This window comes from Leptospira levettii (assembly GCF_002812085.1).
Classification (GTDB): Bacteria; Spirochaetota; Leptospiria; order Leptospirales; family Leptospiraceae; genus Leptospira_A; species Leptospira_A levettii.
On the sequence record NZ_NPDM01000008.1, the window covers coordinates 1 to 14,744 of the forward strand.

A 14,744-nucleotide genomic window follows, 5' to 3' on the forward strand; every position below is an offset into this window, starting at 1 on the left:
ACTCAATCACCGTTTCACCATCATTGGGAATGTACACTCTACGTCAACCATCTATTGTAAAAATTGTCCCGGATTCATTCTTTTTTTTCAGGAATAGAAAACTAAAAAACGACGTTTCGCAAACATTCCATTTCCCAATTTGATTGTAGTGAACTAAAATTGAAGCTGATTTTTGTGATCTTAATTGACCAATTCTCGGCAGAGGCCTTGCTAACATACGTCATTCGACTATTACAATGATTCTAAATTCTGAACTTAGAAATTTAGAAAATAAACTTGACCATCCCAAAAAATCAAATCAGTTAAAGGGCGCATTCCGATTGGAAACAAATTGTAAACAAATGAATGTATATGCAAAAATAATCGTATTCTTAAGTTTCCTTATTTTTCTTTTTTGCAAACAATCTCAAGAAACACTCCCACAAATCCAAAATGCTGTCTTAAATTTACAAACAAACTCGTTTCAGAGCCAAACGACTCTCCCATTACATGGAGAATGGAAATTTACGCCTGGTGTTTTCACGGATGTTGATACAAAAGATACCATTTTAATCTCCATTCCAAACACACCAAATTGGAACCAGTTCCAGAATGAAACTATTGAAGAAGGTTTGGGAATTGGCACCTACCAAATCACAATCCTACTTCCCAAAGATGAATTACGTTTAGCAATCCATTTACCGATGATACACTCTGATTGTAAAATCTTCCAAGACAAAGAACTAATAGGAGAATTTGGTTCATTCGATGAAGACGGTTTTATGGATCGCATGCCGAGAATTTTTTCACTAAATCCAACAAACCGACCTCAGGTGACACTTACCTTTTATGTTAAAAATCGATTTTACCATTTTGGTGGGATTCGGATTCCACCTATCATAGGAATAGAAGAAGAGGTATATAAATCGATCCAAGTTTCCATTTTACAAGAAGCAATCTTATCAGGTGGACTTGTTTTTTTAGGCTTATACCAACTGGGAATTTATTTCACTCGAAAAAAAGTGAAAGGATCCCTATACTTTTTTCTATTTTGTATCTTAATGTTTTTCCAAATTTTATCCACGGGTTCCCAAAGTCTCTTCTTGGTAACTGGCAAAAAAATGGGAGAACTAGTCTACAGAATTGATTTGTTTACAGAATATTCGGGAGTGATTGCAGGATTGTTTTATATCCATTGCCTTACGAAGGAATACATAAACAAAAAGATCATCTATGGATTTTCACTTCTGATTTTGATTCCACTATTCAATACAATTTTTGGCAGTGTGAGGTCTATCAGTTCTTATCACTTCTATGTCCTGTGCCTCATCATTCCGATTCTAATTTTACATTTTTATTTGATCTTCCGTTATATCCAAGACAAACGATCAGGTTACATCTATTTAGGGTTATCCATATTGTTTTTAATCGGTGCTGCGACAAATGATATCATTTTAACTCTTGTCCATCGATCAGAACCAATGTACTTAAATCTTGGTCTTCTTCTATTTGTATTTTTCCAGTCTCTATTTTTATCAAAACATATATCTGGTGAAATTGTATCTGCAGAAATCAAATTTAAGGACGTATTGTTCCAATTAATACAATCCGAAAAATTATCGTCAATTGGTATGACCGTAACAAGTGTCGCTCATGAAATCAATTCGCCTTTAAGTGCGGTGATTTTGACAAGTGATTCTATTAGAGAAAATATTTCTGATTTTTTCAAACAACTCCCACAGTTGGAATCCATTTCCAAAAAGAGTTTTCCCTTTGTTTACACTCTCATTGAACAAGCATTAAACCAAGAGAACTTACCAACAGGAATCGAATTTAGACAAAAAAAATCTCAATTTCTAAATGATTTGGAAAATAATGAAATTGAATTTAGCGAACAATATGCAGATATTTTTGTTACCTTAGGAGTGAAGGAAGTACCAAAAGAATGGCTTCAGATTTTACATGATTCCAATTCCAAAGCATTACTATTATTAACAGAAAAAATTGTCACGATTCTACAAGGGACGAATGCCATCCAATCTTCTGCAAATCGAGCCATTAAAATCGCACAAGCTCTCAAAAACTTCACCCATTTTGACCCAAAAGCAGAAATCAAAACCATTCAATTATCAGAATCTCTGAATCAAATTCTAACAATTTTACAAGGTTCACTCAAACATGGAATCGAATTAAAAACAAATTTTGTCAATATCCCACCAATTGAATGTTATCCGGATGAACTCAATCAAGTTTGGACCAATATGATCCAAAACGCAATCCAATCAATGAATGGGAAGGGAAAACTAAATATCGAAATCAATCAGACCATCTTAAAAAATAATCCATTTGCTTATGTCTGCATTGAAGACTCAGGTCCTGGAGTACCCAAAGAAATATTAGATAAAATTTTTGATCCATTTTTTACAACAAAACCAATTGGTCAAGGAACAGGTCTCGGTTTGTACATTTCAAAACAAATCATTGAAAAACATAAGGGTATCATTGATGTAAAATCGACAAAAGGAAATACAAAATTCATCGTATATTTGCCATACAGCCAAAAACCAAATCTAGAAGAAAATGTATCTTAATCGTTGATTAAGACAGATCAGAATTTTATCAAATTTTATTTGGGATCAGGCAATCGAAAACTAACAGTAGTTCCTTTCCCTTTTTCACTTGTGGCCCAAATTTCTCCACCATGTAATTTAACAAATTCATGGCATAAAATGAGACCAAGCCCCGTGCCTTTTTCTCCTTCTAACCCTATACTTGTTAATTGTGCATCTAATCGAAATAATTTCTCTAAATCAGAGCTATTCATTCCTACACCATTATCTTTGCATTCGATTCGGACACCATCTTCATCTTGTGATACAGAAATTTGGATTTTTCCATTGTCATTGGTAAACTTAATCGAATTGGAAATCAAATTCCGTAAGACTGCCTGGATCATTTCAGAATCTGCATACACAAACGAAAACTTTTCAGGAATCTCTACGGTGAACTGAATCCCTTTTTTCTGAATCAATGCAGTCATTTGTTCTGTAATCTTAGAAACAATTGTCCGAAGGTTGATTTCTTTCGGTCGGAAGGGCATGTTTCCTGTCTGAGTCCTTGCCCAATCGAGAAGTTGTTCTAACAAACTATAAACCCTTGAGGCAGATTTTTTAATTTCGAAAATGGTTTCCTTTTTTTCAGAATCAGTATAGGTATCAAAGTCCGAGTACATCAATTCTGTGATTTGTTTAAAGGAACCTAAAGGATTCCGTAAGTCGTGAGCAATGATCGAAAAAAATATATCTTTTGTGCGATTCGACTCACTTAATAGTTTTTCGGATTTGTGTAATGCTTCAATCGCTTGTGTTTTTTCAAAAATCTGAGTTCTGAGTAACTTAGTTCGGTCATATACTTTTTTTTCCAACTCAAAACGATTATAGAGTAACCTCTGGTATTGTAAGGTAATAAACTCAGCAAGAATTGCATACGGGATTAAAAATGAGATGAGATAAATATAAGAATCAAAAATAACTGGCTGTACAAATGGCCCAACTCCCAATCGAGTCATGAGTACACTCGACAAATACAATAAAAATACGCCTAAAGTGACTCCTTTGATTTGAAATCGATACCCTAAATAAATCAATATCAGAAACGAAAGAAAAAATAAATATGGAAATTGATAAACAATCACTGCTTGGAAAACGATAAATAGGATTGTCCAGAAAACGAGACGTAAGGATAACTCCTTCCATACCAATTTCCTCCAAGCCATAAACATTGGAACAGTGATAAAAATTCCAATTGTATCACCAAAGGTAATTACAACGAGGGTTCGAACGATTTCATTTAAATTTAAGTTATGAAAGTATCCAAAGGAATTTAGAACAAAACCAAGAAGTAAAATCGAAATCAAACTAGAGAAAAAGGCAACATATAAGATAAAATAAAAATTATCTTTTGTCGAATTGAGGTTTTTTCTGATTTTTTTAGTCCAGAAATAATAGGCGAGAACTGATTGAAACGCATCAACTGTCGCAGTTAAACAAATACTGAGATACAATTGAAACTGTGTGAGTTGGAATTGACTGCTAATCAATCCATCTTTATTTGCAAGAAAACTTGCTAACCAAACAATTGGGAAAAATCGATATCCGAAAAATATACATCCGATTAGACCAATCCCAGAAGGGATCCATAATACAGCCAAATTCATAGGTTGGAATGCAAAATATTCCATACCCAATTTGGCAGAACCAATGTAGGCTAAAAAGAGGAAGATACCTTTTAAGAATGACTTCCAGGCCATAATTTTCTATATTAAAAAATCCGAATTTATAAATAAAACAACATTTAATTCAAATAATTGGAGCGAATTTCATTTGTGCTCTATTCATTTTTTGCTTTGAGGGCAGTTTTACCATTGAGGAGAGTCAAAAAATCAGCGGGAATATTTTTACTCTTCATAAAAAAAGTTCCGACTAACATAGAATCAATCATTCCTTTGTATTTTTGCCAATCTTCAAATGACTCTATTCCCGACTCAGCCACTCGGATGATAGACGAATCCAATTTAGGTGCAATTTGTTCGATCAAATTTTTGTGAATTTGGAATGTATCTAGGTCACGAGTATTGATCCCAATGGTACTTGCGCCTATGTCTAGTGCAATATCCACTTCCTTTTGGTTATGGGTTTCCACAAGAACAGCAAGACCAAGACGTGTCGCATGTTCGTGTAAAAGTTTTAATTGTTCAGGGGAAAGGATACGAACGATGAGTAAAATCGCAGAGGCACCATAAGCATAGGCTTCATCGATTTGAATGGGATCTAAAATAAAATCCTTACGAATGACTGGAACAGAAACTTTATGGGCGACGGATTGTAAATCACTTAAGGATCCATAAAAATATGACTTGTCAGTGAGGACAGAAATGGCACCCGCCCCTGAACTTTCATAGACGGATGCGATGGTGACTGGATCGTAATCATGCCGGATCACTCCTGCACTAGGACTCCCTTTTTTGCATTCGGCTATCACTGAGATGGATGTTGTTTTGAGATGAGATTTCCAATCTCGAATGGGAATCGTTCTGTCGGGTAAAACCTTACCACGACTTTCTTTGATTTCAGAGTGTTTCGTTTCTACAATTTTGTGTAAAATAGGATTCAAATGAATTGGCTAAAAGGATTTTAACGCTGCTTCCTCTGAATCATAAATATCGAATAAAGAAGTGAGTTCGATGACATCAAAGATCCTTTTCACAGCTGGTTTGATATTGGAAATCTTAAGAAATCCTTCTTTGGAATTGAGTTTGCGTAAAGTAGAAATGCAAGCACGAAACCCAGACGACGACATGTACTCGACATCTTTCATATTGAGAAGAACCTTTCTATGACCTAAAGAGTCAATGAGTTCAGTGAGTCCCTCTTCCACTTCATTCGCCACAGAAACGTCCAATCGACCTTCCAAATAAACGACTAGTTTTCCGTCTTTCACTTCGTGTTTCAGCACCTATTTACCCAACCTGATATGATTTTACAAAATCAATGTATTTTAACGGAGTGTCAATCAATGTTTTCTCAATCCATGCTCAGCCCCAATGACCTTAAAAATCTTGATTCCTATCTCATTTTAGGGGGCGGGTCCTCCGGTGATTCGGCAGCTCTCCTACTCAATTCCCTTGGGAAAAAAGTGATTCTCGCGGATCGTTTCCCAGAGAAAGCAAATCCAAGTCTGTATCTGAAAGTTTTGTCCGATCAAATGCCACAAGAAATCCTCGATGGAATTGATTGTATCATCAAAAGTCCTGGAATTCTACCTGATCATCCAATCTTAGAATTTGCACGTGGGAAACAAATTCCCATCTTAAGTGAGATCGCACTCGGCAGAATTTTTTTCAATGGTCCAGTGATTGGGATCACTGGCACCGATGGTAAATCGACAACAACGGCTTTAACGTATCATCTGCTAAAGAAAAAATACCCAAATGCAAAAATGGGAGGGAATATTGGAGTTCCGTTTACTTCGTTTTGCAGGGAAAATCCAGAAATTGTTGTATTAGAATTATCAAGTTACCAATTGGATGATTCACCTAACTTACAACTGACGGCATCAGCGATCTTAAATCTTGCCTCCGATCATTTAGAAAGGCATAAAACAATGGAATCCTATGCACTTGCAAAATGGAAAATTCAAAATTTGTTAGACAAGGAACACCAATGTTTTGTGAATCCAATTTTTTTTAATTATACACCATTTGTGATTCCTACTCATTCCAATTTACATTTGGTTGGAGAAAAGGAATCTTATTTTGTCACACAAAACCCAAATAAAATCCATACACCGAATCATGAGTATGATGTTTCCTTATTCCCTTTAAAAGGAAAACATAACCTCATGAATTTATGTTTTGCCATTGCTCTCGCTGAGGTTGTAGGTTTAAGTCCGGACCAAATCCAAAGCCAATTGGAAACATTTGATGGATTGCCTCATAGGTTTCAATCCATTCCCACACAAACCATCAGTCAAAAATACCAATCCATTCGATTCATCAATGATTCAAAATCAACTAACTTACATTCAATGTTATCTGGAATCTCTGGTTTTCAAAAAGGTGATCCCATTTATCTAATATTAGGTGGAATTCCCAAAGTGGAACCAATTTTTCCACTGATAAAAAGATGGAAAGAGTTAGAATGTCCTCTATTTGTCTTTGGAAAAGCAAAAGAAGTTTGGAGTGAGGATTTAAATCTTACGGGATTGCCAGTTTTTTATTTTGATGATTTAAAATCATTAATAACAGACATAAAAGAAAGAATTGATCATGAATGGATAACCAATTCCGAATTTCAAAAAGAGGAAACCCTGACGGTAATTTTTTCACCGGCAGGTGCCAGTTTTGATCTCTACAAAAACTTTGAAGAGAGAGGGAATCACTTTAAAAATCTAATCCAAGATTTTTTTGGATCTTCCCTAGTTTAAGTTTTATCCTCGGATATGGTAACCACCATCCACATGTCGGATTTCACCTGTGATTCGATTGGAAGGACGGAACAAATAACATACTTCTTCTGCAAGATCTTTTGCTTTTGCATTCCCAAGTGGAGAGGAAGTTTGGCAGTGGATTTCTGCTTCTTCTAATCCTTCGATCGCAGAACCAGCCTTACTTGCGCGGTAAGGAGAAAATCGAATCGCATTCACTTGGATTTCTTTTTCTTGACCTAGTTCCATAGCCATCTCTTTCACAAGTCGCTCGAGTGCAGCTTTGGCAACACCAATGTTTTTATATGGGTGAACCACAACTTTTTCAGCACCTAAGTAACTGAGAGCAACTATAGATGCTCCCGTAGCTAAAAGATTGCGGTTATAAAGGCTTTGGACAATCGCAAGTAACGAAAAAGAAGAAACGTTCATTGCATCCATAAACTCTTCTCTTGATACGGTCATGATTGGCTTAACTTTCCCTTGGCGAATGGTTTTATCCATTGCAATGGAGTGTAATAAAGAATGAATACTTTCTTTTTTTTCCAATAAAAAGTCAGCAAAGGAATCTATACTCTCTTGGATGGTGACATCGAGAGGAAAGGTGATCACATCTTCACCTAATTCTTTTTTTACGGTATTTTGAAAATCTGCATAGGTACGATCTAAAAAGTTTATGCTGTTTTCAGATAAATTTTTGTGAAAGGGTGTTTTTCCAAGTCCCGTGCAAATGAGTTTGGCGCCTTGGTCTTTACATTCTTTTGCAATGATAAGTGCAAGTGAGGACGCATCTGTAATGCCAGTAATGATCACTGTGCGACCTTTTAGAGTTTGGTTCATGTCTCCTCCTAATGCTTAGACACACAAGTTTCGGAGGTGCTTTAAAAGACGAACTTTTTTTCAGGTTTTTTTTATCGTTTGTGCTGAATTTTTTCGTAAGCACGACTTTCGATAAAGAGGTCTAGAAGGTCCCCATCGATGTGTTGGTCTCGTACTTCCATTTTTAAAATATCAAACGCCCGATCAAGTGGCACAGCTTTTTTATAAGGACGATCCTGGTCGGTAAGTGCATCAAAAATATCGGCAATGGCCATCATTTTCGCCTGGACGGGTATCTCGACCGCAGACAACCCTCTTGGGTATCCCGAACCGTTTAATTTTTCATGGTGGCCGTGTGCGATACTTGGAACCATTTTGAGTTCTCTTGTCCACGGGATTTTGGATAAAAATTGAAACGTATGTTCCACATGAGATTCAATTTCCCTTCTTTCTTCAAAATCCAAAGAACCACGACGGATTGATAAAAAATTAAACTCTTTTGGAAGTAACAAACTCAATTGGTTACCATCAGTTGTGTGGTAACTCATTTTCGAAATTTCTTCTAAAAAGTTTGAATTCCCCTCTTCCAAAATAGTTGGTTCATTCGAATCGGTAATGACACGAACCATCTCTTCCAATTTTTCTTTCTCTAATGTATATTCTAATTCGATTGATTTTTCAAACTGAGGATAACCGTTGTTACCGTGTTTTTTTAAGTATTCAATTTTTTTCTGTGCAAGTTTTGCTTCTACATCTTTCAATATAAATTGGAATCTCCAACGAATGAGATCCAACTCATAATCTTCCAATTTTTTGGCTTTAACTAAAACCTTTTCTCTGACACCAACTTTTCCAAAATCATGTAATAAGGAAGCATAACGAATTTCTTTAATTTGAGATTCGTTAAAGTGAACATCTTTAAAACGTCCAACCTGTACTCCATTCACAGATTCAGCAAGTCCAACCGTGTATTGAGCCACCCGAAACGAATGACCTGATGTTGTTGGGTCCCTAGATTCGATGGCTGATACACTAGCAGTAACAAACCCTTCGAATAAGGTTTCAATTTCATGTACAAGGTTATTGTTTTGGATGGCAACAGCCGCTTGTCCTGCTACTGCCATCACCAGTTCTTCCGAGTATTTATCATAATCCAAAACTGAACTAGATTTCATTTCATCTAACGTCAATTTGGTCTGAAAATTCTTTTTACGATTGATGAGTTGGATGACACCTACCACTTCATCATGGTGGTCTTTCATGGGAACCACCAACATCGACTTTGAGTAATAATTACTCATTCGATCAAAATCACTATTGAACTTATATTCTTCTTTGCCTGAAAGTTCGTATACGTTTGGTATATTCAATTGTTTACCAGTAAAGGCAACATAACCTGCGATACTTTTTTTGTTGATAGGCAGGATGAATTCATCACTATTCAAATCCAATGCAGAAATTTTAAAACGTAAATTTCTTGGATTTCCCCGTTCATCTTTTTCCACCAAATACAATGAACCAGAATCTGAATTGGAAATCTCTCTTGCAGAATTCAAAATATCTCGAAGTAATTTCGTAAAATCTTTTTCATTCGCTAAACTGATTCCAATTTTTGTTAATTTTGAGATTTCATTTGTAGATACATTGATACGTTTTTGTAGTTCAAATTTATCAACAATCATTTGTAAGCTGGTAAATGCATTTACCAAATTTTTGATGAGAAAAACCAAAGGAGCATCATCTGGAACATTAGTGAAAAACAATTCCTCCTCAATCGACAATGCCATATAACCTGTGTAGTCGATAGGTGCCCGAACAATGATGTTGGACATAATTGTAGGATTTTCTTTTAAAAACTGATGGATTTCTTTATGTTTATTTTCCAACTCATAACGAGAGATGTAAAATAAGAGTTTTATGATTTTACCTTGTGAATCAAAATCTGTATTGGGTAAATCGGAGAGGGAAAGGACTTTAGTTTTTAGTTTTTTAGAAAAATCGGAAATTTTACCTTCAAAAAAAGGGTCATCCGTGATGATGTATTTCGAATCCGAAGATGGGTTCACAGAATTACTATCGACAGCAAAAAATTCACTGTCGATTGTTTTTTCAAAAATTTATACTGACTTTGGTTTGATTAGAAGTAGAAAGCCAAAAACTAAACTTGAAATCAAATAAAAACTCAAAAAATATAAGACTTGGACTCCTAACAAGACATAGGGTGCGTGATTCCAATCTTTTGGTTCGATGACTAAAAAAGGCAAAAAAGTTGCTATTACGGAAGGAAGCAAATAGGAAACAACTCCCCGTTTTCCAGAATCTGACCATTTCAATTCATCTAGGTAAAAATAGATTCCTCGGCCGAACATTCCGATTACAAATGCCAAAGGAATACTCACCACTAATTCCACACTCATCGCTGTCGAAAATCCAATACTTCCTAACCATACACCGATTTCAGCTTCTCTTGGTATGGAAACTTTTAGGTATTGTGAAATGAGTGAAAAACCAATTAAGGAAGAAAATCCCAATACCACTGGTTTCCCTATCATTTCAATGAACTCATAATTAGATTTGTAAGGTGATAAAAGGAATAGGATACAAGGTAAAAACAAAAATAATAGATTCTGTTTATCTTCTTCCACTAACTTTGATTCGTTTAAATTTTGGGGATTCCAAAACATTTCCCGAGTCCATACAAAAGCACCCATGGCAATCGTGAACGGCAAAAGCCTAGACTCATCCTGAGCAAGTAGTTGCGATTGAAACAAATGGATCCAATACAAAAAAGATCCAAAAAAAAGAGTCAGTAAAACTAAAATGAAAAATCCAGCGATGCGAGAATAGGAGAATATTCGTTCTCCTAACACCTGAAATGCGAAAAATAAAATTAGGTTGGTTTTTGTAAGAAGAAAAAAAATGGATTGGGTATCCCAACCAAAAACGGAAAATTCCCATTTTGAAAGAGAGATTAAGAATAAAATTCCGATGACAGAAAGACTCAACCAATACACTAAGAACAAATTTTTGTTCTCATTCTTTGTGATAGAAAGCAAACTATACTGCAAAAAGAGGAGAGATGCAAAAAAATAAATAAAATCAATTTCGATCGAGATCATGGTATCACCTCTTCGCTGATACTAAATGGAAGGATCGAATAAGGAGGTTCTCCATTACGATCTAAACTTTGGAAATTATGATGAAACCCTCGTATGGATTGGTTTCCGATAAGGATAAACTTTTCTTTTCCTTTGGGTTTCAGTAAAATACTGCGATTGAAAAAATACAAAACAGGGTTCTCTTTCAATACCTTACCAAGGTTTTGAAAATGAGGTAAAATTTTTGTGTAAGGTTCGTAAATATCAATTGAGTTAGCTGCTCGTATGACAATGGTTTTTTGCTTCAAATTGGGAATGGAACGATTCCTGAGTATCCAATGTTTGGGATCATTGTATTCGGTTAAAAAATCACCAACTCCGTCCGCAGACAGGATCCTAATATTAGAAAAAGCGTATAACTTTTCTTTCAATTCAGGTTTTACTTTTTTTAAGAATAGTTCCACTTCTCCCGGTAGTTCCCATAATACAACTTCCATTTTGGGAAAATGTTTTGCTACCGCCTGTGAAGTGACACCTGGATACTCAGGATGGTTTAATGCAGGACCGATGTCTAAAAATACAACTTGGTTACCTCTCTCATGTAATTTTAGGTCACCAAACAATGATTTTCTGAGAACTAACATTGATTTTGAGAGATAAGCATTTGGATTCAATAGGTCATCTAAGATTAAATTGGTATCTTCTAATCGGTTTTCGTAGGTTCTAGCCCTAATCTCTTCATCTTGGGATTGGAATAAATACCTACCAGTATATGAACGGATCGTTTTTTCTTCCAATTCAGAAAAAAGTCCATTATTTGTTAGATTCCATGTGTAAGGATAAATTGGTTTACCAATTTCAAAATTTACAGTTGTTGGTAATGGTTCGATTTGGCCATATGGAGAAAGTTTTACATATTGCTTGTAATACTCTTCCGATTCTTCGAAATAATTTCTTTGCCTAGACAAAACACTCAAATTAAAAAGTGCAAATCGATAATAAGGTTTTTCTTCAATAGCATACGTAGATTTCGCATGGAGAATTGATTTCCAAACTGATTTGGCGATACTCCAATTTCCAACGTTATATTGTGCTGCTCCATACAATAATAGAGATTGTAATGCAATATCAAAATTCGGAATAGAAACTTCAAAGATTTTAGTGCGTTGTTCTTTTAACAATGTGATTGTCCCTTCATATCGGCCCAATCTATAGAGAGTTTGTGCTAAATTGTAATCCAAATAAATTGTTTGGTATACATCACCGAGTTTCCCTTGGATGGAAGAAAGTTCATATGCAGAAAGTTCCAACTGAGAAACATCAAATAACACCAATCCATAAAAATAGGAGTTTTGTATTCCTTCTGGATCATTTAAGAGTCCCAAGGTTTCATAGATTTTTTTAGCTGATGTTAGGTAAAATATTGATTCCTCTTTTTTTCCATCTAACACCAAACATTTCCCAATTAAAGACAAAATGTCTGCATAATCACTATGAAAGACTTGTTTAGAGGATTCTTTTTCTCGTTTAGCAAAATTTGCATATTCGATTGATTTAGGATATTCAGCCTTATTGAAATAAAAATGAGATATGTTTTTAGCAACTTGGAAACGTAAGTACTTAGATAATTTTGGATTGGAACCAACTTCTTTCCATATCTCCTTTAAGTTATCCTCAGTTTGTTTCTCCAATCGGTCCTTAAACTTAAGCCACTCTGTAAAATTGGTTTTTAAATTGAGAGAAACTAAAAAAGTTTTTCGACTCTCGGAACTAACGTTAAAATCATATTCTGAGAGTTTAACAAATTCTGATTCAGAAAGAATTTCTTCCTCTGATACGAAAACCCATTGTGGATTCCGTTTGATGAGTCTGTTGAGTCTTATCGTTTCATCTACCAAATGAGTGAGCGAAGATTGGACTTCCGAAATCAATTTGCCTCGTTCTTCGTATTTCACAAAGATAGGATTTCCTGTCGTTGTAGATTTAGATTCCACATAACGAAGTTTAGGCGTAAATTTGATTCCTTTTTCTTCCCATTGGAAGGTTCCATTTAGTATGATTTCCGAACGACTTTGTTTGGAAGGTGAAAGTTCTTGGTGTTTTCCCAAATACACAGCATCCGTAGTGTTTTGGAATTGGAAATGGGTTGTTTCCAAAAGAAGTTGTATTGTCCTTGGGTCACTCATTTGCCCTTTGGAATCAAACTCTCCTAAACTAAAAAAAACAACAGTCTCTGGAGTTTCTAAAGTAATTGGAATCGATTCTTTTTTAATTACATTCTTAATAGAATAGTATAACGGAGCATAGGCGACTGACGCCAGAAGTGTGAAAATGAGGAGTGTATTTTTTTGAAAACGTGACAATTGAAACAATTCTAAAAAGTTTAGTTTGACCTAGTTTTCTTAGAATTTTGCAGAACTCAAGGAAAAAACGGGGTTACCCCCGTCCTTCCACTACTCTTATCGTTTGAGACCTAAAACTTCTTGGATCATCTGGTCAGATGTCACAATGGTTCTTGAGTTTGCTTGGAAACCCCTTTGTGTCACAATCATATCTGTGAATTGGTCAGAAAGGTCAACGTTTGACATCTCTAGGAGGCCAGCATTGATTTTTCCACGACCTTGGCTTCCTGCTTCTCCAATGTTTGCTTCCCCAGAGTTGAGAGAGAAACTATACATTGTGTCCCCTTCTTTATTGAGACCAGCAGGGTTTGTGAAGTTGGCAAGAGCAACTCGTGCAAGAGGTTGGCGGACTCCGTTAGAGAAAACTCCCGTAACAGTTCCTGTATTATCAATGGAAAACGATTCCATATAACCCATTGGGTAACCATCTTGTTTCACCGCTTTGGTTGTGAAATCAGAAGAAAATTGTGTGATTCCACCCACAAGTCCTGCTTCCCCAAGATTCAAACTGAATTTTTGGGCTGTTGGATTGCCTGGAATACGGAAGGAAATATCTGCTTGGAGTTTTCCAGTTGTTTGTGAATCCACACCATCTGATACACTGATGATTTTACCATCTGGTGTGAAGGAAACTTCGAGTTCAGTATTTCCAGAAACACTTGTGTTTTCACCACCAGTTCCATTCACATCAACAGATACTTGGCTTGCATCTTCTAGTTTAAAACGCATCTTCCAAACATTGTCGCGCATTTTGTAAAATTCCACTCCCATTTGGCGAGTGTTACCTAATTCATCATACACGTTAATAGAAGTTACATGGCCACGTCTTTGGCGAGGGTCTGGGTCATTGATATAACGTTGGATGTCTTCTTCAGTTGCATCTGCAGGAACAGCAGCTACACTTGCATTGAGGTTAGATTGAAAATCAACATTTCTTGTAGCTCGAGCAGGTTCTTTGGAATATAATGGGATTACGATATCTTCTAAAGACCCGGCAGAGTTGATGTATTTATTTCCAGTGTCATCAAGTCTTGAATTCCAACCTTGTACTTTAAGTCCGTTGGCTGGGTTGACATAAAAACCATTTTTATCGACGTTAAACGCACCAGCACGAGTATAAAACTGTTTGTCACCATCTTTAACGATAAAAAATCCTTCCCCAGATACAGCAAGGTCAGTGTTTTTGCCTGTTGTTTGTAAGGCACCTTGAGTCATGATTTTGTCAATCGCAGCAATGAGAGATCCAAGACCTACTTGTTTTGGGTTTGTTCCCCCAATCCTTTCGTTTGGTTCAGATGCACCTTGCAATTCTTGTGAGATCATATCTTGGAACGTTACACGTTCTGTTTTAAATCCATGTGTGTTAACGTTAGAGATGTTGTTACCAATAACATCCATTCTAACTTGGTGGTTTTTCAATCCGGAAACACCGGAATAAAGTGATCTCATCATAACGTTCTAT

Annotated in this window: 10 protein-coding genes; 2 read left to right on the forward strand and 8 right to left on the reverse strand. The window is 35.8% G+C overall.

Annotation, left to right across the window (positions count from 1 at the left end):
* Window positions 1-236 precede the first annotated feature (236 nt).
* Entirely contained in the window at window positions 237-2,570 is a 2,334-nt protein-coding gene (locus tag CH354_RS16850) for an ATP-binding protein (RefSeq protein ID WP_243396136.1), read from the forward strand.
* 35 nt (window positions 2,571-2,605) lie between these two features.
* Here the strand turns inward: CH354_RS16850 and CH354_RS16855 are convergent, their stop codons facing one another.
* From CH354_RS16855 to CH354_RS16865, 3 genes are all read right to left on the reverse strand, one after another.
* Window positions 2,606-4,288 carry a sensor histidine kinase gene (locus CH354_RS16855; protein ID WP_100727563.1) on the reverse strand — a complete coding sequence of 561 codons (1,683 nt, stop codon included), beginning with the start codon at window positions 4,286-4,288 and terminating at the stop codon, window positions 2,606-2,608.
* Between the two features lie 80 nt (window positions 4,289-4,368).
* A complete protein-coding gene (locus tag CH354_RS16860; protein ID WP_100727564.1) occupies window positions 4,369-5,151 on the reverse strand; it encodes an indole-3-glycerol-phosphate synthase in 783 nt (260 codons plus the stop codon).
* Between the two features lie 9 nt (window positions 5,152-5,160).
* Window positions 5,161-5,493: an STAS domain-containing protein gene (locus CH354_RS16865; RefSeq protein WP_100727565.1), complete on the reverse strand. Its 333-nt coding sequence runs from the start codon at window positions 5,491-5,493 to the stop codon at window positions 5,161-5,163.
* A gap of 60 nt (window positions 5,494-5,553) precedes the next feature.
* Here CH354_RS16865 and murD point away from each other — a divergent pair, with 60 nt between their 5' ends.
* On the forward strand, window positions 5,554-6,963 hold the full coding sequence (gene murD, locus CH354_RS16870; protein ID WP_100727566.1) for a UDP-N-acetylmuramoyl-L-alanine--D-glutamate ligase: 1,410 nt from the start codon (window positions 5,554-5,556) through the stop codon (window positions 6,961-6,963).
* Between the two features lie 3 nt (window positions 6,964-6,966).
* On the opposite strand, the gene CH354_RS16875 is transcribed toward murD, so the two are convergent.
* The 5 genes from CH354_RS16875 to flgE form a co-directional block, all read right to left on the reverse strand.
* Window positions 6,967-7,803, reverse strand: a complete 837-nt coding sequence (locus CH354_RS16875) for an enoyl-ACP reductase FabI (protein WP_100727567.1) — start codon at window positions 7,801-7,803, stop codon at window positions 6,967-6,969.
* A gap of 71 nt (window positions 7,804-7,874) precedes the next feature.
* Window positions 7,875-9,848 carry an HD family phosphohydrolase gene (locus tag CH354_RS16880; protein ID WP_100727568.1) on the reverse strand — a complete coding sequence of 658 codons (1,974 nt, stop codon included), beginning with the start codon at window positions 9,846-9,848 and terminating at the stop codon, window positions 7,875-7,877.
* A 51-nt stretch (window positions 9,849-9,899) separates the two neighbouring features.
* Window positions 9,900-10,901, reverse strand: a complete 1,002-nt coding sequence (locus CH354_RS16885) for a hypothetical protein (protein WP_100727569.1) — start codon at window positions 10,899-10,901, stop codon at window positions 9,900-9,902.
* Window positions 10,898-13,243 (reverse strand): tetratricopeptide repeat protein, encoded by a 2,346-nt coding sequence (locus CH354_RS16890; protein WP_100727670.1) that lies wholly within the window; start codon window positions 13,241-13,243, stop codon window positions 10,898-10,900. Before CH354_RS16890 ends, CH354_RS16885 begins: the two co-directional genes overlap by 4 nt.
* Window positions 13,244-13,339: 96 nt before the next feature.
* Window positions 13,340-14,734 carry a flagellar hook protein FlgE gene (gene flgE, locus CH354_RS16895; RefSeq protein ID WP_100727570.1) on the reverse strand — a complete coding sequence of 465 codons (1,395 nt, stop codon included), beginning with the start codon at window positions 14,732-14,734 and terminating at the stop codon, window positions 13,340-13,342.
* Window positions 14,735-14,744: the final 10 nt, after the last annotated feature.

Coding starts and splice junctions, on each gene's coding strand:
- CH354_RS16850 (WP_243396136.1), top strand. CDS start 237: ATGATTCTAAATTCTGAACTTAGAAATTTAGAAAATAAACTTGACCAT.
- CH354_RS16855 (WP_100727563.1), bottom strand. CDS start 4,288: ATGGCCTGGAAGTCATTCTTAAAAGGTATCTTCCTCTTTTTAGCCTAC.
- murD (WP_100727566.1), top strand. CDS start 5,554: ATGTTTTCTCAATCCATGCTCAGCCCCAATGACCTTAAAAATCTTGAT.
- CH354_RS16875 (WP_100727567.1), bottom strand. CDS start 7,803: ATGAACCAAACTCTAAAAGGTCGCACAGTGATCATTACTGGCATTACA.
- CH354_RS16885 (WP_100727569.1), bottom strand. CDS start 10,901: ATGATCTCGATCGAAATTGATTTTATTTATTTTTTTGCATCTCTCCTC.
- flgE (WP_100727570.1), bottom strand. CDS start 14,734: ATGATGAGATCACTTTATTCCGGTGTTTCCGGATTGAAAAACCACCAA.